Raw genomic sequence first — 24,594 nt, forward strand, 5'->3', positions numbered from 1 at the left:
TTCTCTATTTTTAAATTTAAACTGAAGTGATGTCTGCCACCCTTCTTAACTCTTTATCTACTTTTGGTTCTCCTTTTATAGCAGTTTCCAAAGGAACCCGAACTACATTCTGATGATGAAGACCTATCATTACTTTAGTCTTACCATCCATAATAGCTTCTACTGCTCCAACCCCAAGTTTACTGGCCAGAACACGATCGAAACAGCTTGGAGAACCTCCCCGCTGAATATGACCAAGAACCGAAACCCTTATATCGTAAGACTCATCCTGCTCATGAATAAATTCAGCTAACTGAAAAATATTCTTTCCACTTTTTTCCCCTTCGGCTACAACAATGATACTGGATGTTTTGCCAGCTGCTTTACTCTTCTTTAGAGATTCCAGCATTCTTTCTACCCCAGCATCTTCTTCAGGAATTAAAATTTCTTCAGCTCCCGCACCAATACCACTATTTAGGGCAATATCCCCGGCATCGCGGCCCATTACCTCCACAAGAAAAAGCCTATTATGGGAACTTGCAGTATCCCTGATTTTGTCTATTGCCTCTACAACCGTATTTAATGCAGTATCATAGCCCAGAGTATAATCTGTACCATTAATATCATTATCTATAGTTGCCGGAATACCAACAATGGGAAAATTAAATTCATCACTAAAAAATACACCTCCTGTAAAGGTACCATCACCACCAATTACAACCAGCGCATCAACACCGGCTTCTGTTAGTTTATCATGGGCTTTTTTTCGACCTTCTTTAGTTTTAAATTCCAGGGAACGGGTTGATTTAAGAAAAGTTCCACCCCTATTGATCACATTTCTGACAGATCTGGCATCCAATTTTTCAAAATCGCCTTCTATAAGACCCTGATAACCCCTGTAAACACCTACACATTCCAAATGGTAATAGGAACAAGCTCTAACTACAGCCCGAATTGCGGCGTTCATTCCGGGAGCATCTCCTCCGGAGGTTAGCACTCCTATTTTATTTATTTTCTTTGACATTACGTCAAATCTATTTTATTTAAACAATATAACCTAATTTAGCAAGAAACTAAAACGTTTTCGGTTAATAACTCATAAAAAACGCCACTTTAAAGGGGGCATTTTTAATGTTTTATGATTTAAAATCACAAAATCTTAATATTTTCGGCTTTGTCTTGAAAATTGGCATTTTTAGGCGGTGCTCCATAAAGTAATTGTAGTAGTAGTCTTTATCTTTTTATAACAACGTGTTTTTTAGATTCTTTGTGATAAGATTTATGTTTTTGCACCGGAAAATTAGCCTGAGCTGGCGCTATTCTAAGATTATTTTTTATATTAGTGCCAGAATAAGAATAATAAAGAGCAGATATGGCACAATTTTAAAATGATGTCATATTTCGAAGATATTTTCCCTACCTCCGATGAAAATATGGGGCGTTGGTCATCTGAAAAGCTGATCATAAAGCAGAATAAAGATTTTATTTTGGATTTTCATAGGTGTTAATTCAAGGCAGGCTGATTGATTTTTCAATCAGCCTCTTTTTTTGGCAATTATCATACTTCGTATACCTCTTTCTTTATTTCTTGACCTTATTCTACTAAAATCAAAGAGTTTCAGAGCTTTACTTTCTCAAAAACAAAATTATAAAATTTGTCAACTTTTTTATGTTGATAAATATTTAATTGTTTGAAAACCAACTTATTAACATATTTTACTTGATAACTTTCCAAAAATAATTTCCGAAATATCTCTTTTTCTTACCTACATTTACATTCGTTTTGATCGAAAATAATAATCCCAAAAATCCCAATTGTATGCCAGTACAAGCAAAACCAACGGCTCCTAAAACTTATACCCAGGAAGAGGCTTTTCAGGCTTCTTTAAAATACTTTAAAGGAGATGACCTAGCTGCCCGTGTTTGGGTAAATAAATATGCCTTAAAAGATTCTTACGGCCATATTTATGAACTTACTCCTAATGATATGCACAGGAGAATCGCAAAAGAAATAGCACGAGTAGAACAGCGCTATCCAAACCCGATGAGTGAGGATGAAGTTTTTGATCTTATTAAAGACTTTAAATATATAGTACCGCAGGGAAGTCCAATGGCTGGAATTGGTAATCCTTACCAGATTGCTTCACTTTCCAACTGCTTTGTAATTGGTAACGACGGAGATTCAGATTCTTACGGAGGGATAATGAAGATAGATCAGGAACAGGTACAATTAATGAAACGCCGTGGTGGTGTTGGTCATGATCTTTCACATATACGGCCAAAAGGATCACCCGTTAAAAATTCTGCTTTAACTTCTACAGGAATTGTTCCGTTTATGGAGCGTTATTCCAATTCTACCCGTGAAGTTGCCCAGGATGGAAGAAGGGGAGCTTTAATGCTTTCGGTTTCTATAAACCACCCCGATGCAGAGGATTTTATCGATGCCAAGATGCAGCAGGGAAAAGTGACCGGAGCAAACGTTTCGGTTAGAATAGACGATGCTTTTATGAAAGCAGTGAAGGATAATACTTCTTATATTCAGAAATATCCTATTCACAGCGAAGAGCCAAAGAATACTAAAGAAATTGAAGCAGAAAAGTTATGGAAAAAGATTGTTCATAACGCATGGAAATCTGCAGAGCCGGGAATCCTTTTTTGGGATACGGTCATAAATGAATCTGTGCCTGATTCTTATGCAGATCTTGGCTACAAAACAGTTTCTACAAATCCTTGTGGCGAAATCCCGCTTTGTCCTTATGATTCCTGCCGACTCCTTGCAATAAACTTATTTTCATATGTTGAAGATCCATTTACTAAAAGTGCTTCTTTTAACTACGAACTTTTCAGCAAACATATCGCCGCTGCACAGCGAATAATGGACGATATTATTGATCTGGAACTGGAGAAAATCGATGGCATTCTTGGAAAAATTGATGCCGATCCGGAAAATCAGGATATTAAAGGGGTGGAAAGAAATCTATGGCGTAATATTCAGAAAAAAGCTCAGGAAGGTAGAAGAACCGGAATTGGTATTACTGCAGAAGGCGACATGCTTGCAGGTTTAGGCATAAAATATGGTAGCAAAGAAGGTGTGGATTTTTCTGTGGATATCCATAAAAGAATTGCCATTGAAGCTTACAAAGCTTCAGTTACTGCAGCCAAAGAACGTGGTGCTTTCACCATTTATGATTCCGACAGGGAAAAGGATAATCCGTTCATCCAGAGATTGCGTGAAGCTGATGAAAAGCTTTACTACGACATGCTGGAATATGGTAGAAGAAATATTGCTTTACTTACCATTGCCCCCACAGGAACGACCAGTTTGATGACGCAAACTTCCTCCGGAATTGAGCCAGTTTTCCTTCCGGTTTACAAAAGAAGGAGAAAAGTTAATCCTAATGACAAAGATTCCCGCGTTGATTTTGTAGATGAAGTTGGAGATTCCTGGGAAGAATATGTTGTTTTCCACCACCGTTTTAAACAATGGATGGAGGTTAACGGCCATGATACTACTAAAAATTACAGCCAGGAAGAACTTGATAAACTTGTAAAAACTTCGCCTTATTACCAGGCAACCTCAAATGATGTAGATTGGCTGAGTAAAGTCAAAATGCAGGGAGCGGTTCAAAAATGGGTAGATCACTCTATTAGTGTTACAATAAATCTACCAAACGATGCGACTGAAGAGCTTGTTGGGCACCTTTACCTGGAAGCATGGCAGGCAGGTTGTAAAGGTGTTACGGTTTACCGTGACGGTTCCCGTTCTGGGGTTTTAATTTCCAATGAGGAGAAAAAGGATAAAAAGAAGGAAAAAGGAAATTCTGCTTTTCCAACAAAACGCCCACAGGTTCTGGAGGCAGATGTTGTAAGATTTCAGAATAGTAAAGATAAATGGATCGCTTTTATTGGTTTAATTGATGGTCGTCCTTATGAAATCTTTACCGGTTTTGCCGATGATGAAGACGGAATCTTAATTCCTCGTTGGGTAAATGAAGGACTTATCATCAAGAACCGTAACGAAGACGGAACTTCCAGATATGATTTCCAGTATGAAAACAAAAGGGGTTATAAAACGACAATTGAAGGGCTGTCGCATAAATTTAATCCTGAATTCTGGAACTATGCAAAACTGATTTCCAGTACGCTTCGCCACGGAATGTCCATAGAAAAAGTGGTAGATCTTATTGCCAGCCTTCAGTTGGATACCGAATCAATAAACACCTGGAAGAACGGAGTCGCACGTGCCTTGAAGCGTTATATCGCAGATGGTACAGTGGCCAGGAAAGAAAAGTGTAATAATTGTAATTCCACAAGCCTCATTTATCAGGAAGGTTGCCTTACCTGTAAAGACTGCGGCTCTTCAAAATGTGGATAATTCTTGTTTAATTTTACTGTTGAAAAAATGGCCTCTGGTTTCCAGGGGCCATTTTGATTTTAAACATTTATTTCAATTAAATCCAAAAGACAGGAAAAATTCTAAGGTTAAAAAAATTAAACATCACAAATCAACACTCCCTCTTTTAAAGCCGCCATTTTATCTTCGTAAGTAGGTACAAATTCCTGGGCAAGATATCCATCAAAACCGGTGTCGAGGATAGCTTTTACAATAGCGGGATAGTACAACTCCTGCGAATCTGTAATTTCATGTCTGCCGGGATTTCCTGCAGTGTGATAATGGTTGATATATTGATGATTATCCTGAATCGTCCTGATAATATCCCCTTCCATAATCTGCATATGGTAGATATCATAAAGCAGTTTAAAATTAGCCAAGCCCATTTTTTCACATAAAGCAACACCCCAGCTTGTATGGTCGCATTGATAATCTGGATGGTTCACTTTACTGTTCAAAAGTTCCATTACGAGGTTAACTTCCCGTTCTTCAGCATATTTGAGTAAAGGAGTTAAGCCTACAGCACAATTTTCGATACCTGTTTTATCATCGAGTCCGTCGCGATTTCCGGAGAAACAGATCACATTTTTAATTCCGTGGTCTGAAGCTTTATCAATTAAAGGTTTATAAAGCGACTGCAGCTTTTCATGGTTTCCGGGGTCGTTAAAACCTTCTTCAATGTTTGCAAAATTATCTGTAGCCATGGAGCAGGTAAGCCCGTGCTTTTCTACCGTAGCCCATTCCGAAGGTTTTAGAAGGTCAATAGCCTTTAATCCTATTTCAGCAGAATTCCGTGCGAATTCGTCTAACGGAATATCATTATAACACCACCGGCAGGCCGAATGGTTAATATTGCCCTTTAAACGGGAAGAATCCATTTCTTCCTTTCCAGATGATTGCTGTGTAGCAAAGGCGCTGCCTACAACCCCAAGACTTAATGCCCCTGTTCCCAAAGCCAGATTTTTCAGTACTTCCCTCCTATTCCGTATGTTCTTCATAATTTAATTATAAGCGTAATTGCTACAGTTATTTTCAATAATACAAAAATTTTGGGAGGAATTTATATACATCATAAATTAAAAGTCCTTTTACCAAGATTATGATCAGGATATTTCAAAATTATATCCTGATTTCTCAAGTTTATGATACGTTTCATAATCAAACTTGTAGAGAAAGGCCCCTCTTCTTGAGTTGGCTTTATCCTTTTCATCCAGCTTTATCAGCACCTTTAAAGAAAGAAGTTTCTTTCGGAAATTTCGAGAATCCAGTTCCTTCTGGTAAATTACCTCGTATAACTTCTGCAATTGCGGAATTGTAAATTTCTCCGGCAAAAGTTCAAATCCAATGGGCTGATACCTCGCCTTTTGTTTTAAGCGCTCCAGGGCATCCTGGACCATCCAGTTGTGATCCAGTACCAAATCTGGTACTGCACCAATATCATACCAGCGCGCACCGTGCTTCTCCACCAGCTCTTCGTCATATTCGCTTATCCTTATTAAAGCGTATTGGGCAATAGACAAACATCGGTAACCCGGGTCCCTGCTTGCTCTACCGTAAGCTTTAAGCTGTTCCATAAAAACATTTTCCAAGCCGGTAATCTCCTTTAAAACCCTTTTTGCTGCCTCTGCCACATCTTCTTCCAGCCGCACAAAACTTCCAATTAACGACCACTCCCCTTTTAAAGGTTCTACCCTTCTTTTAAAGACGAGCAATTTTAATTTTCCCGAATCAAAACCGAAGATTATGCAATCTGCCGCTGCATACATTTTATCTTTTATACTATAAAGATCTGTTTCTACTTCTGTCATTGGCATTATTCGATTTGGAATAAAGATATAGAAATAAATCAAAAAAATAATGAACGTATTTTTTACATTTATTATATTTACATGATAATTCTTTAAAATCAACTCTTTGGAAAATTCAGAAAACAAAAAAGCATATCCCAAACAATTCTCAGACTTTAATTCTGAAGTAAAAGTGGCTTCTCCGGGAAGGATCAACCTTATTGGGGAACATACAGATTATAACAATGGGTTTGTCATGCCCACTGCAATTGATAAAAAGATATATTTCGACTTCAGAAAAAATGAGTCGGAAGATAATTGCCAAATTTACAGCCTCACCTTCGACAGTTATTTTGAATTTAATCTGAACGATTTTTCTAAAGCTGAAGATTCCTGGAAAAATTATTTACTGGGGGTAATCGATGAAATTCAGAAACTGGGGAAAAAGCTGAAGGGCTTTGATTGTATTATTGAAAGCGAACTTCCCATAGGTGCCGGAATAAGTTCTTCGGCAGCCCTGGAATGCGGATTTGCAGCTGGTTTAAACCAGCTTTTTAACCTTGATTTATCCAAACAGGACATCGTGGAACTCTCGCAGCGCGCAGAGAACAATTTTGTTGGCTCCAACTGCGGAATTATGGACCAGTTTGCTTCAGTAATGAGTAAAAAAGATCATATTATACTTTTGGATTGTAAAAGTCTTGAAACCGAATATATTCCTGCCGACTTTAAAAATTGCAAATTATTACTGCTGAATACTAACGTATCACACAGCATTGCAGATAGTGAATATAATACCAGACGTGCTGAATGTGAAGAAGCGGTAAGCATTATTCAGAAAAAATATCCTGAAGCCGCTTCTTTAAGGGAAGTAACTTTTGAAATGCTGGAAGAGTTTAAAGCTGAATTACCGGAAAAAAGTTATCAGCGTTGTGTTTATGTTTTAAAGGAGAACGATAGGGTTCAAAAAGCTTCCGCAGCCATGAAAAGTGGAAAATTGAAGGAATTTGGAGAGCTGATGTACGAATCCCATGAAGGCCTTCAGCATAATTATGAAGTGAGCTGTACCGAGCTGGATTTTATGGTGGAATTTTCCCGAAATAAAGACTTTATCTACGGTTCCCGCATGATGGGCGGAGGCTTTGGCGGCTGTACAATCAATTTAATTGAAGCCGACAAAATCAAAGAATATTCTGAAGAAATTTCTGAAGCATATTTTAAAAAATTCAACAGAAAAATGGACGTAATTTCAGTATCAGCCGGAGAAGGGACGATAATTGAAGAATTTAAGGCATAGCTAAAAATCCAAATTATGAGCAACGAATTGAATAACAATCCGCATAGACGCTACAATATTTTAACCGGAGAGTGGATCCTGGTTTCCCCACATCGTACAAAAAGGCCATGGCAGGGAAAAACCGAGAAACATAATTCTGAAAAAGGACCAGATTATGATCCTTCCTGCTATTTATGCCCCGGAAATACCCGTACCAGCGGAGAAACCAATCCCGAGTATATCGAACCTTTTGCTTTTACCAATGATTTTTCGGCCTTATTGCCCGATACTCCTCAAAAGGAGTTAAATAATGGCCTTTTAAAAGCCGAAGCAGAACAGGGAATATGTAAAGTGGTCTGTTTTTCTCCCGATCACTCACTAACGCTTCCTTTGATGGAGACCGGCGACATTAAAAAGGTGGTGAAAATGTGGAAAAAAGAGTATGCCGAACTGGGAGCCAAAGAAAACATCAATTACGTGCAGATTTTTGAAAATAAAGGTGCTGTTATGGGATGTAGCAATCCGCATCCACACGGGCAAATCTGGTCGCAGTCTTCAATCCCAACAGAAATTCAGAAGAAATCGAAACATTTCAAAGAGTATTGGCAGGAAAATAAACAGAGCCTCCTGGCAGATTATTTAAAACAGGAACTTGAGTTGGATGAACGTATCCTGGTCAAAAATGAGCATTTTGTAGCACTCATTCCCTACTGGGCAGTTTGGCCTTATGAAGCTATGATAATTCCAAAGAAACATCACCAGCATATCGGCCAGCTAAATGAGGAAGAAGAGCAGTCTTTTGCTGAGATCATCAAGAAATTGACGATCATGTATGACAATCTTTTTGAGACTTCTTTTCCATACTCTTCAGGAATCCATCAAATTCCTACCGACGGAAAGGAATATCCGGAATGGCATTTTCATATGTCTTTCTACCCGCCGCTCCTAAGATCTGCAACAGTAAAGAAATTTATGGTTGGCTATGAAATGTTTGCAGGACCTCAGCGTGATATTACTGCAGAAATGGCTGCGAATACTCTTAAACAACTTCCTGAAAAGCATTATACAAAGGAAGTCTAATTTACCTTCCTTCTTTCATAGAAAAAGGCTGCGGAAAAATATTTCGCAGCCTTTTTTTATGTTTAAAATTATTTATGAAAAGAAAAATTCTACTTCATTTTTTCCTACCAGAACAAAGCGTATAACATTGCCACAATCAGTAAAATTGCAAAACTGCATATATTAAACACAGGACCTGTCTTAAACAATTTTTTGGAAATTATTATTGCCTTTTCATGGTCTCTTCCTTTGGTTTCAGCATAACTTATCCCTACCATGATGAGCATCGTTAATATCCAGGTGATAAACATCTGGTGCATGAATGGTAGCTCCACAAATAACCAACTATCAATCCATCCATTTGGACCTATTTTAAAATAAAGCGCTATTGGAATGGATAACAAAACGCCCCAGATTGCTGCTTTATTAGTAGTCTTTTTGTAAAACAAGCCGAGCATAAATACTGCAAGGATACCAGGGCTCACGAGACCTGTATATTCTTGAATATACTGGAATACCTGACCCAGATTTGCAAGTTGCGGAGCAAGAATTACTGCAATAATTAAAGCAATTGTAGCAGAAAGCCTTCCCACTGTAACAAGGTTTTTATCAGAACGTCCTTTATTAAAATAAGGCTTGTAAATATCCATCGTAAAAATGGTTGCTGTAGAATTTAGCATCGATGCAATGGATGACACGATAGCCGCGGCCAAAGCAGCCAATACAAGTCCTTTAAGCCCTACAGGAATAAATTCTTTTATAAGCCATGGAAAGGCGTTATCGTTGATAATAGTTCCGCTTTCAGAAATAAAAGAAGGATCAGTAAAAGCTGAAGAAATCTCGCCGTCGGGACCAGTGTTCATGACGTAAGCAATAATCCCCGGAATAACTACAATTAACGGAATAAGAAGCTTCAGAAAACCGGCCAGAATGATTCCTTTCTGTGACTCCCGAAGACTTTTCGCAGCCAGCGTTCGTTGGATAATGTATTGATTAAATCCCCAGTAGTAGAGATTCGCAACCCACATTCCTCCCAATAACACGGCTAATCCCGGTAAGTCCCACCAGGCATCTTTTCCGTTGGGAGTCATAATCTCTCCCTTTTCCAGGATCATAGAAAATTTCTCTGGCACCTGTTCGTAAATAGAAACCATACCCGATATCACTCCTCCATCTTCTGCAACGTGGGTAAGGCCAATATAAGTCGTGATCAAACCACCGGCGATAAGTAGCACCACCTGAACAACATCTGTCCAAGCCACTGCTGCAAGTCCGCCGTAAAGAGAGTACGCAGCCGCAAATAGCGCCAGGCCAATAATAGAATACATAAATATAGAACCATCGCCCACACCAATAATGGTATCAAGAGCTGTGGCACCCAAATAAAGTACCGAAGTAAGATTAACGAATATAAAAAGAGCGATCCAGAAAATGGCCAATATCGTCTTGAGGTTCGTCCCATAACGTACTTCCACGAATTCCGGAATTGTATAAAGTTTCTTTTCAATAAAAATGGGCAAAAAGAACTTACCCACTACCAGCAAAGTAATTGCCGCCATCCACTCATAGGAGGCTATGGCAAGTCCTATAGCAAAACCGGAACCCGACATCCCAATAAACTGTTCTGCGGAAATATTTGCGGCTATAAGTGAAGTACCAATCGCCCACCAAGGTAAAGATTTACTGGCAAGGAAATAATCTTCTGAAGATTCCCCCTTACCCCTGGAAACGTATAGGCCAATACCAATAATAAGTAGCGCATACGCTCCGAATACAATCTGATCCAGTAATTCAAATTCCATATCTAAATTAAATATTTTGTTAAATATATAATTTAAATTTTAAACGTAAAACTTACGTTTAACTATTTCTAGAATTATTTCTTTACTGTAAAACTTAACGAAATTTCATTAATGTATTTCTGCCCGGGCGCCAGTACAGCAGAAGGAAAATTCCTGAAATTTGGTGCATCAGGAAAATTTTGTGCTTTCAGACAAATAGAAGGATATTCTTCAGAAATGGAAGTTTGGTAATTTATAGAAGAAGGCAATTCTTCCGGACAAAAAGCTATAATGGCATCTTGATTGGTGCGCATTTCCATTTTTATTCCGGTTATTGGAGAGAAAAGTCTTGCAGAAATTTCCTCATCGTCAGAGTTTAGAACAAAAGTATCATCTAAAGGACGATTCCCTATTAATTTGTTACTTCCAAAATTTTTAGGATGCTTTCTTAGATTTATTAGATCTCCGGTGGGGAGTTTACTCCCATCTGTCTCTAAAATTTTATCTGCATTAATAAAAAGAAAATGGTCACTTACACTACCTTCTCCATTTAAATTGAGGTAAGTATGATTGGTAAGGTTAACAATAGTTTCTTTGTCAGTTTCTGCTGTATATGTAATGCTGAGTTTATCTTCTTCAGAAAGGGTATAATTAACTAAAACTTTTAAATTTCCGGGATATCCCTCTTCCCTATCTTTACTCAGATAAGATAAAGTAACCGAAGGATTTGCTCCTGAAGTTTCTTCTTCAACTTCCCACAACCTGTATTGAAACCCATCATCCCCACCATGTAAATGTACCCCATCTTTTTGGGGAAGACTATATCTCTCCTTGCCTATTTTAAATTCCCCCTTGTTTATGCGCCCCGAAAAACGGCCTGTAGAAGCCCCGAAAAACTTTTCATAATCCTTATAATGGGCTGTAATAAAATCTTCAGGCCTTTTAGGAGAAACAATTACATTCACCCTTTTTCCCGAAGAATCATCCATTTTTAAGCTGAAAAGAGTTGCTCCAAAATTCAGGATTTCCAGTTCAGTCTGATTTTTGTTTCTAAGGGTGATCAGCTTAAGATCCTTTTTCTCAATATGCTCCAAATGCCCGTATTTAATTTTTGTTTTTGGCGATCCACTCGTCAACCTTCTGTTCCAGAATGTTCAAGGGTATCGATCCATCAAGCAAAACTACATCATGGAATTTACGAATATCAAAATTTTCTCCTAATTGTGATTTTGCATTTTCCCTCAATTCAAGGATTTTGTTCATTCCTATTTTGTAGGCTGTGGCCTGTCCCGGCATCACAATATGCCTTTCCACCATTTTCACCGCATCACTTTCGGCATTAGGCGTATTTTGTACATAAAAATCGATACCTTCTTCCCTGGTCCATTTTTTTGCATGTATTCCGGTATCCACCACTAATCTTACGGCTCTCCAGAGTTCCATGGCCAACCTGCCAAAGTCTGAATATGGATCTTCATAAAATCCTATTTCCTTCGGAAGTAATTCGCTGTACAATCCCCATCCTTCAACATAAGCCGTGTAAAAACTGAATTTCCTGAAATTCGGCACCTCTTCCAGCTCCTGGGCAATGGCAATTTGCATGTGATGTCCCGGAATTCCTTCATGGTAAGCCAAAGCTTCCAACTGATAAGTGGGCATAGCTTTTATATCATACAAATTAGCATAAAAAGTTCCGGGACGGGAGCCGTCCATCGCAGGCTGCTGATAAAATGCTTTCCCTGCACTTTTCTCCCTGAAAGGTTCCACAGCTTTTACCACAATTTCGGCTTCCGGAAGAGTAAGAAACAAGTCGGGAAGCCTGTCCCGCATCTGGTCTATAATTTCTTTGGCATCGGCAAGGTATTTTTCCCGTCCTTCCGCGGTATCTTCATAATAAAATTGTTCATCATTTCTCATGAAGTTAAAGAAGTCCTGAAGGCTACCTTCAAATCCAACTTCATTTTTAATTTCCTCCATTTCCCTATGGATTCGTGCAACTTCATTTAACCCTATTTCGTGAATTTCTTCTGCTGTTAAATCTGTAGTAGTTGTTCGTTTTAACGCATTATTGTAAAACTCCTCCCCTTTCGGAAATTTCCAAACTCCTGCTTCATAAGTGGCACGTTGTTGTTGATTTGCCAAAAAATCCATTAAGTTGGTATAAGCTGGCTTTACCTGTTCTACTAGCGCAGTTTCGGCATCTGCAATTAGTTGCCGCTCTTCTTCTTCAGAAAGATTCAGAGCTTCAACTTTCGCTTTAAAATCTTCGAGTAAAGTGCTTGCTTCTGCAGATTTCTCAAATGGTCTACCTGTAATTATATTCCTGGAATCATCGAGAACTTTATCAAATACAAATTTAGGAGGCATTATCTGGTTTTGCTCCCTTACTTTCAAGCCTTCAATAATATCATTAAAAGCTTCCGGAAAACCTCGTAGCCTTGAGATATAAGCTTCAGCATCGCTTATGGAATCTATACTATGCATATTTATAAGGAAAGCGGGTAGCTGAGAATGATACCCGAACATTTGATTTACAGGATAACTATAAAATCTGTAGTTATAATCCTCAATTTCATTTTCCAGCTGCTGCCTGTACAACTGGTAACTAAGCCGTACTTCTTCATTTAAATTTTCAGGATTTATATCGTCTATATAATCCAGTCGTTTTTTTGCCTGATTAAGATCTTCTGCATATTTCTCTGTAGAAAAATCATCCCATTGGCCATAGTCTTTTTTAATTCCAAGACGTGTTTGCAGCATTGGCGATTCATCTACTTCCTCCTGAAATTGCTCCTCAAAATAATTATTAAGTTCTTCGGAATTCTTTTCAACATCAACTTCTGAAACATCTTTTTCTTCCTGTTTGCAGGAGATAATTGAAAGAATTAAAAATAATCCGAGCAGGTTTTTATAATTGATATTCATAAAAGTTATTCATTTAAAACTGAAAATATTATAGCCGAATCCCCGTAAACGGTATGCGTTTGTTCTGTAAAATCTTCTTCTTCGGCTTCAAAAATATTAGGAACATAAGTCTGAGGATTAAGATCTATTAATGGAAACCAGGTACTTTGCACCTGAACCTGCAGTTTATGTCCTTTTTTAAAAGTATGATTTATATCCTGTAAAGTAATATTTACAGCGGTTTTTTTATTCGGTTCAAAAGGCTCCGGATTTTCAAATCCATTTCTAAATCTCCCACGCATCACCTCACTGCGCACCATCATATGATAATTGCCCATTTTAAGGTGTGCCGGAGTCTCCTCATAATCCTCAGCATCGGGAGGATAAACATCAATTACCTTTACCACCCAATCTGCCGAAGTTCCCGTGGTGGCAACCTGTAACAGAGCTTCAATAGGCCCGGCCATTTTTAGGTCTTCTTCCAAAACTTCAGTTTCAAATACAAGAACATCCGGTCTTCTTGCCGCAAACCGCTGATCTCCGGTCATATATTCCCGCGGAGTAAATACCATTTTGATCTCATTATTATAGGAAACCGGCTTTTTTGGATCGCTGATAAATTCCTCTTTAGAATCTGAAGGAGTTTCTTTTAAGCTTTCGTTTTCGCCTAGGTAAAATGATTTTTGCTGCACTGCTTTTGGGGGCCATGCTTCATAATTGTTCCATTCCCTGAGGCCGGTGTCGTACATATGAGCTTCCGGTAAACTTGTGTTTCCATTTGCTTCTTCTTTAAGGAAATGATTGAAAAATACCCGCTCATAATTCTTCTGAAAATCATCGGAAATATTATCTCCAAAATATACATTGCCAACAGCCTGTCTTTCGGTATTCCTTGCCCAGTCTCCGTGGCTCCAGGGACCAAAGACTATAGTATTATAATTATCACTATGCTCTTCAATGCTTTTGTAAATATTGAACGGCCCATAAAGATCTTCAGCATCAAAAAGTCCGCCCACGATCATCACCGCCGGCTTAATATCTTTCATATGCTGCACGATTCCGCGGGACTGCCAGAATTCATCATAATTAGGATGATCTTTTAACTGCTGCCAGAAAATATTATCCTCTCCATAATATTTATCGAGATTACTTAACGGACCTGCATCCAGGAAAAACTGATATTGATCCTCAGTACCCAGGTCTGGTAGATTGTACCAAGCCTCATCTGCAGGTCCGTCTTTTTGATAACCAAAAAGTGCAGTCGCTCTCCAGTAACTCAATAAATAAGCACCATTATGATGAAAATCATCAAAAAAGAAATCGCCGATACTGGCTTGCGGTGAGGCTGCTTTTAAAGCCGGATGCTCACTTAAAAGCGAGTAAGTAGCGTAAAAACCGGGATAGGAAATTCCCCAGGTTCCAACTCTTCCGTTGTTGTTTTCAACATTATTAATAAGCCATTCGATCGTGTCGTAGGTATCACTGGCTTCATCAAATTGTTCTCCGGTTTTATTGGGAATAAATGCACGCATATTATCGTATTCTCCCTCACTCATCCACCTGCCGCGAACATCCTGGTACACAATAATATTTCCTTCCTGCATTAGATATTCGTTAGGACCAATTTTGGAACGGAATTGATCTTCTCCATAAGGCCGTGAACTATACGGAGTGCGCTGCATTAAAATCGGGTATTCTGTAGAGGTATCTTTTGGAGAATAAATGGTGGTATGCAGCTTCGTGCCATCCCTCATCGGAATATTCACTTCCAGTTTTGTATAGTTATCTTCTACGCTGTAATCTTCCTGTAGCTGGGCAAAAGACTGAACTCCAATAAAAAAGAAAAAATTTAAAAATAAAGTTATTCTGAATATTTTCATGTAGGTATTTTTATAAGTCCCTAAAGATAGAGATTACCTAATTAAACCTAAAGAAAATTTTTTTTCAGCTTTAACTGAAGGATTGCAGACAGCAGGAAATTTTAAGTATTTTCTGGTTTTCTGAAGTTATTGCAAAACGGTCGTCTGCCCTGTAATTAATTACCCAAACAATTTCTTCCCCGGAACATAAAAGCCATGTATTTTCTTTTTCGGGCAAAGACATTTTTTTGTCTTTAAAGAAATCGCTGATTTTCTTTCTGCCTTTCATGCCGAAGGGATAGAAATAATCACCTATTTTCCACTTCCTGATCTTCAGCGGAAATTGCAGTTTTTCCTTTGCAACAAATATTCTTGTATTATCCCGGTTCTCATCAATTTCTTCTACGTCCCGAAAACATACCCTGCCCATTGGCAACATCACAACTTCTTCTCCTTCAGTAACATTGTAAATCTTGTCTTCAGTATGGTTGATTTCGGTAAGAATTAGCGTTTCGCGGTCTTTTATAAGTCGGTAATCTTCAGAATAAACAATTTTCCCCGGCTGTGCGTCCAGAAGATTGTGAACATCATCCCATTCTGTAAAACCGAAGGATTTAAGGAGCTGATAAAGAATTGCTTTTGTATTGGGTATTTTCTTGAGATACTCAATATCCAGCATATAGCCAAATTTGCCAGATTTCACCACCTTTGGATAAATAAGGCTTATATAGTCTTCGATTAGCGCCTCACTTTCCTTTAAATGCGCCTGAGTTTGTAAAAAACCCTGCAATAACTGCGGATTCAATTCCTCAAGAACCGGCACTACATTGTGCCGAATTTTATTCCGAAGGTATTTTGTGGAAGCATTACTGCTGTCTTCCCGCCATTTTATGTTGTTATCACGGGCATAAGTTTCTATTTCTTTACGGGTAAAATTGAGCATTGGACGAACAATTTTATCGTTCTCAATTAAGATTCCACTTAGGCCTTCCAGACCAGTGCCCCGAACCAGGTTGATTAAAAAGGTTTCCAGCTCATCATTTGCGTGGTGGGCCGTGAGAATATATTCAAACTTTAAAGTATCGGATAATTCCCGAAACCAGTTATAGCGTAATTCCCGGGCCGCCATCTGGATAGAAATTTTGGCTTCTTCAGCAAAAGCTTCGGTGTCAAAATTCTGAATAAAAACCTCAACTTCAAGCTCATCTGCCAGGTCTATTACAAAATCTTCGTCGCCGTCACTTTCTTCACCCCTAAGATTAAAATTGCAATGTGCTATGGAAAATTCCAGTTTTGCAGCTTTACAAAGGTATGCCAGAACCACACTGTCTAATCCTCCGCTTACTGCAAGCAAAAGATTTTTTCCGCATAAAAATGGAAATCTGGACTTAAGTGTATTTTTAAAAGGTTTCTCCATAGATTCTTCAATATACAAAAAGAGCCTCTGCTCCTCTCCTACAGAAATTATAATTTCTCTATAATAATATCAAAAACTAACTTGATAAAGCTTCGCGCATTGCTTTTGCCTTTAGCAGGCATTCCTCATATTCCTTTTCAGGATCAGATTTTGCTGTAATAGCGCCACCTACAGAAAATGACAAATATCGATCTTCAGCATTGTAAAGAATACTACGGATTACCACATTAAAATCGAAATCACCATCTGGCGTAAAATATCCCACAGCCCCGCTATAAAGTTCGCGTTTGGTTTCTTCCAGCTCTTCAATAATCTCCATTGCCGAAATTTTTGGAGCTCCGGTCATGCTTCCCATCGGGAATGTGGCGCGCAGCGCTTCCACAGCAGGTAATCCTTCTTCAAATTGTGCCGAAATTGTGGAAATTAGCTGGTGCACCTGATTAAAAGTGTAGACCTTACAAAGCTCGTCCACATGCACACTGCCTTTTTTGGCAATTTTCGACAAATCGTTCCTTACCAAATCAACAATCATAACATTTTCTGAAATTTCCTTAGGGTCATTTGCGAGTGCACGGCTAATTTGAAGGTCTTCTTCCTTATTTTCTGACCTTCTGGCCGTTCCTTTAATAGGCTGAGACAAAATTTTGCTTCCGGATTTCTTTAAATAGCGTTCTGGAGAAGCGCAGAGCAAATAATGCTCTTCCAGTTTAAGAAAAGTGGCAAACGGCGGACCTGAAATATCATTCAGTTTTGAAAAAACAGCCGATGGCTGAATTTGGCAATTTTCGACATAGAATTCCTGGCAAAAGTTAGCTTCATAAATATCTCCCCGCTGAATGTGCTCCAGCATGTTGTGAACTTTGTGAAGATATTCTTCTTTTGAAATGCGGGCTTCAATTTTTAGTGGTGGGTTGTGAATTGTGGGTTGTGGGTTGTGGGTTTCCGAACGGTTTAAGATTTCGTTAAAATCTTCATCCATTTCATCATCCACCATCCGTAAATAATGAAATTCTGCATTGTTTCCTTTAACCTGAATAATTTTTTGAGGCTGAAAAAAATAAAGATCCGGAAAACGGAGTCCGTCGTAATTTTTTGAAGTCAGCCGCTCCACATCATTTTTGAGCTCGTAGGAAAGATAACCGAAAATCCAGTCTTTAGTAGTTTCTTGGTACTCCTGAAGTTGATCGAAAGCCTGGTGATAATCTGTTTTTAAAGCTGTAAAAGCCTGCACCGCCAGGAGAGCGTCAAAACTGCTGTTTTCCTGCTGATAATTATTGCTGTCCAGCCAGGTAATTTCATCAAACTGCCGGCTCCAGGCGAATAACTGTTTTTTAAATTGTTCCGGATTATCTAAAGGATAGGATTTGGTGGTACGCACTTAAAATTTCAATTTGAGGTGCAAAGGTAAGGAAAGCGGGTTGGATTACGGTTATGCAGAGACAGCAGCGTTAGATGAAGTTTCTTTAAAAAAGTCGGTTTTCAACAGCCTGACGATTATCCCAAAAAGAAAGAACATGAATAGAATTTTCGAAGGTCTCATAGAAGATTAAATATGCATCCAAAGGAATAACACGGATCTTGCCATTGGTAGTAGGTCTCCCAATAAATTCATTCTGAGAGAGGGTGCGTAAAAGAAGTTCTGTTTTTTCTAAAAGCTTGTAACTATAAACCGTAGACCGATTTCTTTTATTATAATAATTAAAAATCTCTTGTAACTCAGAATTGGCTCGACCAGACCAGACTATTGATTTTGCAGCCATTGCCGAAGATTTGAAATAGCCGTGTCATTCTCTATACAATTTCCTTCCCCGATTTGCTTCCTGCTCTCTTCTACAGCCTTCTTTTGATCCTCGCTCATTTCATAAGCAGGAACATCTGATGCTTCTAAAATAGCCTGAAGAGTTTCTAGAAGTTCCAGATTATTAGTCTCCTCTATTCGCGAAATCAAATCCTTTTTTATTTTAACATCGGAATTCATTAAGATAAATTTTTCTAAATATACGATTTTTCAACCTTGGAAAGAGAACACAAAATGAGCTCTAATAATTGTAGAATGCTACTTTGATTCCTCCACCTCATGAGAAAATGTGGTCAACACATCTTCAATTCCCATGTCCAGGACTTCATTATGTACTTTATCATCCTGAAAATTATCTGCATACGAAGGGAAACTGAAACTTTCCACAACCTCCCCACCAAACCTGGGAAGGACACTTTTCGTAAATTCCAAAGCACTTGCAGCGCCACGAGCGCCGTTGGAAGTACTAATAAGCAGAATCTTTTTATCCTTCAGGAAATTCCTATCAGCACGGGAAAGCCAGTCGATACAGTTTTTAAAGTAAGAAGAAACACTACCATTATGCTCATTAACTGCAATAATTAGTACATCATGTTCTGCAATTATATTTTTCACAATCTTCACATCCATGGGAATTCCTCTTTCAGACTCAAGATCTGAGCTGTACATGGGAAAGTCATATTCGGTGAGTTTAATCAATTTCACTTCATGCCCCTGGATTCTTTCGGAGATGTGTTTGAGCAAGCGGTGATTAATGGAAGTACTACTGTTAGAACCGGCAAAAGCGAGGATTTTCTTCATTTTGAGATTTTATCTGACTCAAAAATAACTAAAACATCTTGTCTTGCGAACAAATGAGAAATAATGATTGTAAATTTAAAATTCGGAACATAAAACCTTCAGTTTTGAAAAAATATACTATTCAGAATGAGGCCCTCAGCATTTCAGTACTCGAAAAAGGAGCTGAGCTTTGTAGCATCAAAAATATTGAAATGGGAACAGAACATATCTGGCAGGCCGATCCTGAAATCTGGAGCAGCCATGCCCCCAATTTATTCCCGATAATTGGCATTTTAAAGGACGGACAATATTTTTATAAAGGTGAGACTTATGAAATGCCAAAACACGGAATGCTGCGCCACAATGAAAACATCAGGTTAAAAGAAAAAACCACAAGTAAACTCGTTTTTGAACTTATTTATTCTGAAGAAAGCCTGAAAATCTATCCTTTTAAGTTCAATTTCCAGATTATTTTTAAGCTGAAGGGCAAAAGACTTAAAGTCAGTCACAAAATCATCAATCTGGACAGCAAAATCATGTTTTTCTCTCTTGGAGGCCATCCCGCTTTTAACGCTCCTATTAATAATGATGAAAAATATGAAGATTATTACCTGGAATTTGACCAAAATATGGATTTGAATACGCACATCCTGAATAATGAAGGTTTGGTAAGCCAAAAGACGCAGAAAATTCTTCAGAATGAGAAAAAAATTCAGCTACATGAGCATCTTTTTGATGATGATGCACTGATTTTTAAAAATATCCCTTCCAAAGAGGTGGCTCTAAAAAGCCATTTATCGGGTACTATATTGACTGTTGAATATTCCGATTTTAAAAATCTTGGTGTTTGGGCAAAACCCGGCGCACCTTATATTTGTATCGAGCCGTGGCTGGGAATTGCAGATGTGGAAGGGACAGATCAAAACCTGGAAACCAAGGAAGGTATTCTGAAACTGGAAGCAGGGAAAAAATTTAAGGCTGCTTATACGATTAAAATTGAGTAAGTCGATTAATAACAGTATATTAGGTGTAGCTAAATCATTAAATATAAGCTTGAAAAATCAGAAATAATTGCAAGTGATATATAAGTAAAAAAGAAACCATGGAACATCGTAAAATAGTAAAAATTGGTATTGGAATTTTTCTCATGGAATTGTTCCTGATGGGACTTTGGTATTACTGGACAAAACCAGAATTAAATTCTGCGCTTGAAACTTTACAAATAGTTTTATTTTTATTCGGAATAAATTTGATTCTCGGACTTATTCTCTACTCTGTAAAGAAATCATTTGCATTACTGTTATTAGCCAATTCAATAATTTGCCCATTCGTTTTTTATTCTACATGGATAATGTGGTTTACCTATTGGGTTAAATATTAGGCTCTCAGGAAAAGGGAATAAAACCTGCATACCACAAGCTGTAATTCTAATACCGCAATAACCGCCAAACACTAACCACAATGCCATCTTAAATCCAAAGAGGGAATTTTAGGACTCGAACTAAACAAAGAGCTTGAGGCAACCTGTTCTGTAATTATTGAATAAATTAATTAAAATCTTTATCTTAGATATATGGAAACTTCAGAACTTAAAGAGAAATTAATAGCCAGAATAGAAGGCATTTCAGATAAGAATTTACTGTCTGACATGCTGAAGTTTTTTGAAACAACTTCAACTCCTGATGAATTATATGAATTTTCCGAAGAAGAATTTCAGGCCATTACTATTGCGAGGGAACAAATAAAAAACGGGGAATACCATACTCCATCGGAAATAGATGAGGAGGTTAAAAAATGGCTCAAAGAATAATCTGGTCCACAAACGCAAGAGCGGATTTAAAAGAAATTCTGGACTAATGGAAAAACCGAAATAAATCTTCCCGATATAGTAAAAAACTCTACAGCCAGATAAAAGAATTAGTGAGTATTCTGGCGAATTACCCTCAGCTAGGTAGAGCAACAAAAGAAGATCCCGTACGAGTACAAATATTTAAAACTACAAAAATTTTTATTCAGCGGGTGCTCAGTCAATTGAAATTTTAAGGATATGGGATAGCAGGCAAAATCCGGAGCGACTGAAGTTTTAAAAATAAGTGTAATTCGAGTTACTTAACTACATCTTATTTTCCACCAGACTTTTATCCTTTAATTTGGCTATCATAGCTTACCTTTGCCGCAAATTAAAATTTACACTTTGACTTTTCAGGATTTAAATCTAAATACACCCTTACGTAACGCACTGGAAGATTTAAACTTCCATACGCCCACTCCTATCCAGGAACAGGCATTTTCTTCTATTATGTCTGGAAGAGATGTTGTTGGAATTGCGCAAACAGGAACCGGAAAAACTTTTGCTTACCTCCTCCCGCTGCTAAAAATGTTGAAATATTCGGAACAAAAGAATCCGAGGATACTTATAATGGTGCCTACCAGAGAATTGGTAGTACAGGTGGTGGAAGAGATCGAGAAGCTGGCAAAATATATTAATGTTCGGGTTTCGGGTGTTTATGGCGGAGTAAATATTAATACTCAGCACGAGAGTTTGCTACAGGGGCAGGATATTTTAGTTGCGACTCCGCGACGATTATATGATTTGGTGCTACGGAGAGCGGTGCTTTTAAAATCTATTCAAAAGCTGGTGATAGATGAAGTTGATGTGATGTTGGATCTTGGATTTAAATTTCAGATCAACAATATTTTGGAATTACTGCCGCAGAACCGACAGAGCATTATGTTCTCTGCAACCATGACGGAAACTGTGGAAGAACTTATCTACGTGAATTTTAAAGCCCCGGAAAAGATTTCGGTTGCTGTGAGTGGAACGCCGTTAGAAAATATTGAGCAACGTGGATATAAGATTCCGAATTTTAATACAAAAGCAAATTTGCTGAAGTATTTACTTGGAGACAAAGAAAACTTCAGCAAAGTCTTGATCTTTCTTGGAAACAAACGCATTGCCGACAGGTTGTTTGAATTTATCGACAAAGAATTTCCGGAAGAAGCCACTATTGTTCATACCGGAAAAGGCCAGAACTACAGATTGAGAAGTGTACGCCAGTTTGGTGACGGATTTTGCCGGATTTTGATCGCTACAGATGTAATGGCCCGCGGACTCGATATTGAAAATGTTTCCCACGTTGTGAATTTCGACACCCCTGCATATCCCGAAAACTATATGCACAGGATTGGTAGAACCGGCCGTGCAGAAAAACAGGGAATTTCCTTTTTGTTTACTACAGAAAAGGAACAGGAATTCTTGGAAAACATCGAGCAACTGATGAATATGCAGGTGCCACAGCACGGTCTTCCCGAAGAAGTAGAAGTTTCTACAGAATTGATTCCGGAAGAACGCCCTCGTGCCATCGAAATCAATAATCCCGGCACAGCTGCAGACCAAGCAGGGCCGGCTTTTCACGAAAAAAAGGAGAAAAACAAAAAGGAAAATCTTGGCGGATCTTACCGAAGAGAAGTTGCGAAAAAGTATAAGAAACCTAAGACCCGGGGCGACAAAAATGCCAACCGGAAAAAGAAGAAATAATAAAGGAGGCGAAATGCCTCCTTTTATTTTACAAGATATCAGATAAAGATTATGTTCTGTTCTTTTTCTTAGCTGCTTTCGCTGCACGCTTTTCCTTTAGGTTAAGCACGGGCTCCTTCTTAGCCGAATTTTTGGAAGGTGATTTTTCTTTTGCCATGGTTTCTAAAAATTTTAGAATTATTGGGTAAATGTATGAAATTCAGCGATTGAAAATTGAAAAATTTTCGATACCTCCTAAATTTTTTAAAGTAACTCTAACGCCATAAAAAAGCCCGGAAACATCTGCTTCCGGGCTGTAAAAAATTATTTGTAAGCACATTAAATATGCAACGGACGGTTATCTGTTGCTGCAAGAGCTGCTTCTTTTACTGCTTCAGCAAAAGTTGGATGCGCATGGCTCATTCTGGAAATATCCTCTGCAGAAGCACGGAATTCCATTGCCGTCACCGCTTCAGCAATAAGATCGGCAGTACGGGCGCCAATCATATGTACGCCAAGCACCTCATCTGTCTTTTCATCTGCAAGGATTTTTACAAATCCGTCAATATCGCCACTGGCCCTGGAACGACCCAAAGCACGCATTGGAAACTTGCCTTCTTTATATTTTACTCCGGCTTCCTTCAGTTCTTCTTCAGTTTTTCCAACAGAAGCAACTTCTGGCCATGTGTAAACTACACCGGGAATTAAATTGTAATCGATGTGTGGTTTTTGACCTGCAATGGTTTCAGCAACAAAAGTTCCTTCTTCTTCGGCTTTGTGAGCTAACATTGCCCCACGTACCACATCACCAATCGCGTAAATATTAGCAGTATTGGTTTGCAAATGATCATTTACTTTTACTCTTCCTTTATCATCAAGTTCTACACCCGCAGCTTCAGCATTAAGTCCATCAGTAAAAGGACGACGACCAACAGAAACGAGACAATAATCCCCTTTTAGTTCAACTTCCTGATCCTTTTTATCGTCAGCTTTTATGATAACTTCATCACCTTTTCGCTCCACGGCTTTTACTTTATGCTTCACATAAAACTTAACGCCTTGTTTCTTGAGAACTTTGGTTAATTCCCGGGCAAGAGCGCTGTCCATAGTAGGAATAATACTATCCATAAATTCCACTACAGAGACTTCAGCACCAAGTCTCTTATAAACCTGACCTAATTCCAAACCAATCACTCCGCCACCAATAACAATCATGTGCTTTGGAATTTCCTTCAGTTTAAGCGCTTCTGTAGAAGTGATCACCCGCTCTTTGTCAAGCTCGATAAATGGCAAATTTGAAGGCTTGGAGCCTGTGGCGATAATTATATTCTTCGCCTCTATTGTTTGAGTTTCACCTTCAGAATTTTCTATTTTAATATGGGTTTTATCTTCAAAAGATCCTACTCCCTGGATCACGTCAATCTTATTTTTGTCCATCAGAAATTTTACTCCGTCGCAAGTCTGGCTCACTACAGAAGATTTCCGTTTCATCATTTGCTCCAGGTTCACTTTAATATCCCCGGGAATGTCGATTCCATGTTCTTCAAAGTGTTCTACGGCATCATGATAGTGGTGCGAGGAATCCAATAAAGCTTTACTTGGAATACAACCTACATTTAGACATGTACCTCCCAGGGTTGGATATTTCTCTATGATTGCAGTTTTCATTCCCAATTGTGCGCAGCGTATGGCCGCCACATAACCTCCGGGACCTGAACCTATTACCGCAACATCATATTTACTCATAATTCTATGTTTTATATGTTAATTCTTAACGAATAGTAACAAAAGTACGACTATTCTCTTCAATGACCAATGCTGTAAAGAGGCTTTGTAAAATTTTAAGAACTTCAAAGTTGAACATCACTACGTAATTACAAAATTACGAATAAATACGTAAAAATATAAGTATGCTTATATAATCTAATCCCTGTTTCTAATATTTTAGAAAATAAACCTTGAGACTATCCGAGAAAGAATCAGCAAACTAAAATTTATAATTGTTTACTCTGTTCTTCTGCGGAAATAGATTAAAACTTGTCAA

19 protein-coding genes are annotated in these 24,594 nt (G+C 38.3%); 6 read left to right on the forward strand and 13 right to left on the reverse strand.

Annotated elements, in window-relative coordinates; genetic code table 11:
- Positions 1 to 16: 16 nt before the first annotated feature.
- Positions 17 to 1,003, reverse strand: coding sequence for a 6-phosphofructokinase (gene pfkA, locus RM549_RS00250; protein ID WP_311679529.1), 987 nt, complete (start codon positions 1,001 to 1,003; stop codon positions 17 to 19).
- Between the two features lie 795 nt (positions 1,004 to 1,798).
- Here pfkA and RM549_RS00255 point away from each other — a divergent pair.
- Positions 1,799 to 4,354, forward strand: coding sequence for an adenosylcobalamin-dependent ribonucleoside-diphosphate reductase (locus RM549_RS00255; protein ID WP_311679530.1), 2,556 nt, complete (start codon positions 1,799 to 1,801; stop codon positions 4,352 to 4,354).
- Positions 4,355 to 4,470: 116 nt separating this feature from the next.
- Here RM549_RS00255 and RM549_RS00260 read toward each other — a convergent pair whose 3' ends face one another.
- Entirely contained in the window at positions 4,471 to 5,370 is a 900-nt protein-coding gene (locus RM549_RS00260; protein ID WP_311679532.1) for a hydroxypyruvate isomerase family protein, read from the reverse strand.
- Between the two features lie 105 nt (positions 5,371 to 5,475).
- Positions 5,476 to 6,180 carry an NUDIX hydrolase gene (locus tag RM549_RS00265; protein WP_311679534.1) on the reverse strand — a complete coding sequence of 235 codons (705 nt, stop codon included), beginning with the start codon at positions 6,178 to 6,180 and terminating at the stop codon, positions 5,476 to 5,478.
- Positions 6,181 to 6,286: 106 nt separating this feature from the next.
- Between RM549_RS00265 and galK the strand changes: the two genes are divergently transcribed.
- Together galK and RM549_RS00275 are read left to right on the forward strand one after the other, a co-directional pair.
- Positions 6,287 to 7,456, forward strand: a complete 1,170-nt coding sequence (gene galK, locus RM549_RS00270; protein WP_311679536.1) for a galactokinase — start codon at positions 6,287 to 6,289, stop codon at positions 7,454 to 7,456.
- A 15-nt stretch (positions 7,457 to 7,471) separates the two neighbouring features.
- Positions 7,472 to 8,515: a UDP-glucose--hexose-1-phosphate uridylyltransferase gene (locus tag RM549_RS00275; protein WP_311679538.1), complete on the forward strand. Its 1,044-nt coding sequence runs from the start codon at positions 7,472 to 7,474 to the stop codon at positions 8,513 to 8,515.
- A 104-nt stretch (positions 8,516 to 8,619) separates the two neighbouring features.
- On the opposite strand, the gene RM549_RS00280 is transcribed toward RM549_RS00275, so the two are convergent.
- From RM549_RS00280 to RM549_RS00320, 9 genes are all read right to left on the reverse strand, one after another.
- On the reverse strand, positions 8,620 to 10,296 hold the full coding sequence (locus RM549_RS00280; protein ID WP_311679541.1) for a sodium/sugar symporter: 1,677 nt from the start codon (positions 10,294 to 10,296) through the stop codon (positions 8,620 to 8,622).
- A gap of 74 nt (positions 10,297 to 10,370) precedes the next feature.
- Positions 10,371 to 11,369 (reverse strand): aldose epimerase family protein, encoded by a 999-nt coding sequence (locus RM549_RS00285; protein WP_311679542.1) that lies wholly within the window; start codon positions 11,367 to 11,369, stop codon positions 10,371 to 10,373.
- A 10-nt stretch (positions 11,370 to 11,379) separates the two neighbouring features.
- The gene (locus tag RM549_RS00290; protein ID WP_311679544.1) at positions 11,380 to 13,200 is read right to left on the reverse strand and encodes a DUF885 domain-containing protein; all 1,821 of its coding nucleotides are present in this window, start codon (positions 13,198 to 13,200) and stop codon (positions 11,380 to 11,382) included.
- A gap of 5 nt (positions 13,201 to 13,205) precedes the next feature.
- Positions 13,206 to 15,059 (reverse strand): CocE/NonD family hydrolase, encoded by a 1,854-nt coding sequence (locus RM549_RS00295; RefSeq protein WP_311679546.1) that lies wholly within the window; start codon positions 15,057 to 15,059, stop codon positions 13,206 to 13,208.
- A gap of 70 nt (positions 15,060 to 15,129) precedes the next feature.
- Positions 15,130 to 16,455, reverse strand: a complete 1,326-nt coding sequence (gene tilS, locus RM549_RS00300; protein WP_311679548.1) for a tRNA lysidine(34) synthetase TilS — start codon at positions 16,453 to 16,455, stop codon at positions 15,130 to 15,132.
- A 76-nt stretch (positions 16,456 to 16,531) separates the two neighbouring features.
- A complete protein-coding gene (gene pabB / locus RM549_RS00305) occupies positions 16,532 to 17,833 on the reverse strand; it encodes an aminodeoxychorismate synthase component I (RefSeq protein WP_311679550.1) in 1,302 nt (433 codons plus the stop codon).
- 85 nt (positions 17,834 to 17,918) lie between these two features.
- Positions 17,919 to 18,215 (reverse strand): type II toxin-antitoxin system RelE/ParE family toxin, encoded by a 297-nt coding sequence (locus tag RM549_RS00310; protein ID WP_311679552.1) that lies wholly within the window; start codon positions 18,213 to 18,215, stop codon positions 17,919 to 17,921.
- A complete protein-coding gene (locus RM549_RS00315; protein WP_311679555.1) occupies positions 18,197 to 18,433 on the reverse strand; it encodes a hypothetical protein in 237 nt (78 codons plus the stop codon). The genes RM549_RS00310 and RM549_RS00315 overlap by 19 nt, the downstream gene beginning before the upstream one ends.
- A gap of 78 nt (positions 18,434 to 18,511) precedes the next feature.
- Positions 18,512 to 19,054 carry an NADPH-dependent FMN reductase gene (locus tag RM549_RS00320; RefSeq protein ID WP_311679557.1) on the reverse strand — a complete coding sequence of 181 codons (543 nt, stop codon included), beginning with the start codon at positions 19,052 to 19,054 and terminating at the stop codon, positions 18,512 to 18,514.
- Between the two features lie 104 nt (positions 19,055 to 19,158).
- Here RM549_RS00320 and RM549_RS00325 point away from each other — a divergent pair, with 104 nt between their 5' ends.
- From RM549_RS00325 to RM549_RS00335, 3 genes are all read left to right on the forward strand, one after another.
- The gene (locus RM549_RS00325; RefSeq protein WP_311679559.1) at positions 19,159 to 20,037 is read left to right on the forward strand and encodes an aldose 1-epimerase family protein; all 879 of its coding nucleotides are present in this window, start codon (positions 19,159 to 19,161) and stop codon (positions 20,035 to 20,037) included.
- 569 nt (positions 20,038 to 20,606) lie between these two features.
- Positions 20,607 to 20,843, forward strand: coding sequence for a hypothetical protein (locus RM549_RS00330; RefSeq protein ID WP_311679561.1), 237 nt, complete (start codon positions 20,607 to 20,609; stop codon positions 20,841 to 20,843).
- 384 nt (positions 20,844 to 21,227) lie between these two features.
- Positions 21,228 to 22,571, forward strand: a complete 1,344-nt coding sequence (locus tag RM549_RS00335; protein ID WP_311679563.1) for a DEAD/DEAH box helicase — start codon at positions 21,228 to 21,230, stop codon at positions 22,569 to 22,571.
- A gap of 318 nt (positions 22,572 to 22,889) precedes the next feature.
- Here RM549_RS00335 and lpdA read toward each other — a convergent pair whose 3' ends face one another.
- Complete coding sequence (lpdA, locus tag RM549_RS00340; RefSeq protein WP_311679565.1) at positions 22,890 to 24,296, reverse strand: dihydrolipoyl dehydrogenase; 1,407 nt, start codon at positions 24,294 to 24,296, stop codon at positions 22,890 to 22,892.
- Between the last annotated feature and the right edge of the window lie 298 nt (positions 24,297 to 24,594).

The sequence above is a fragment of the Autumnicola patrickiae genome, assembly GCF_031846525.1.
Classification (GTDB): Bacteria; Bacteroidota; Bacteroidia; order Flavobacteriales; family Flavobacteriaceae; genus Autumnicola; species Autumnicola patrickiae.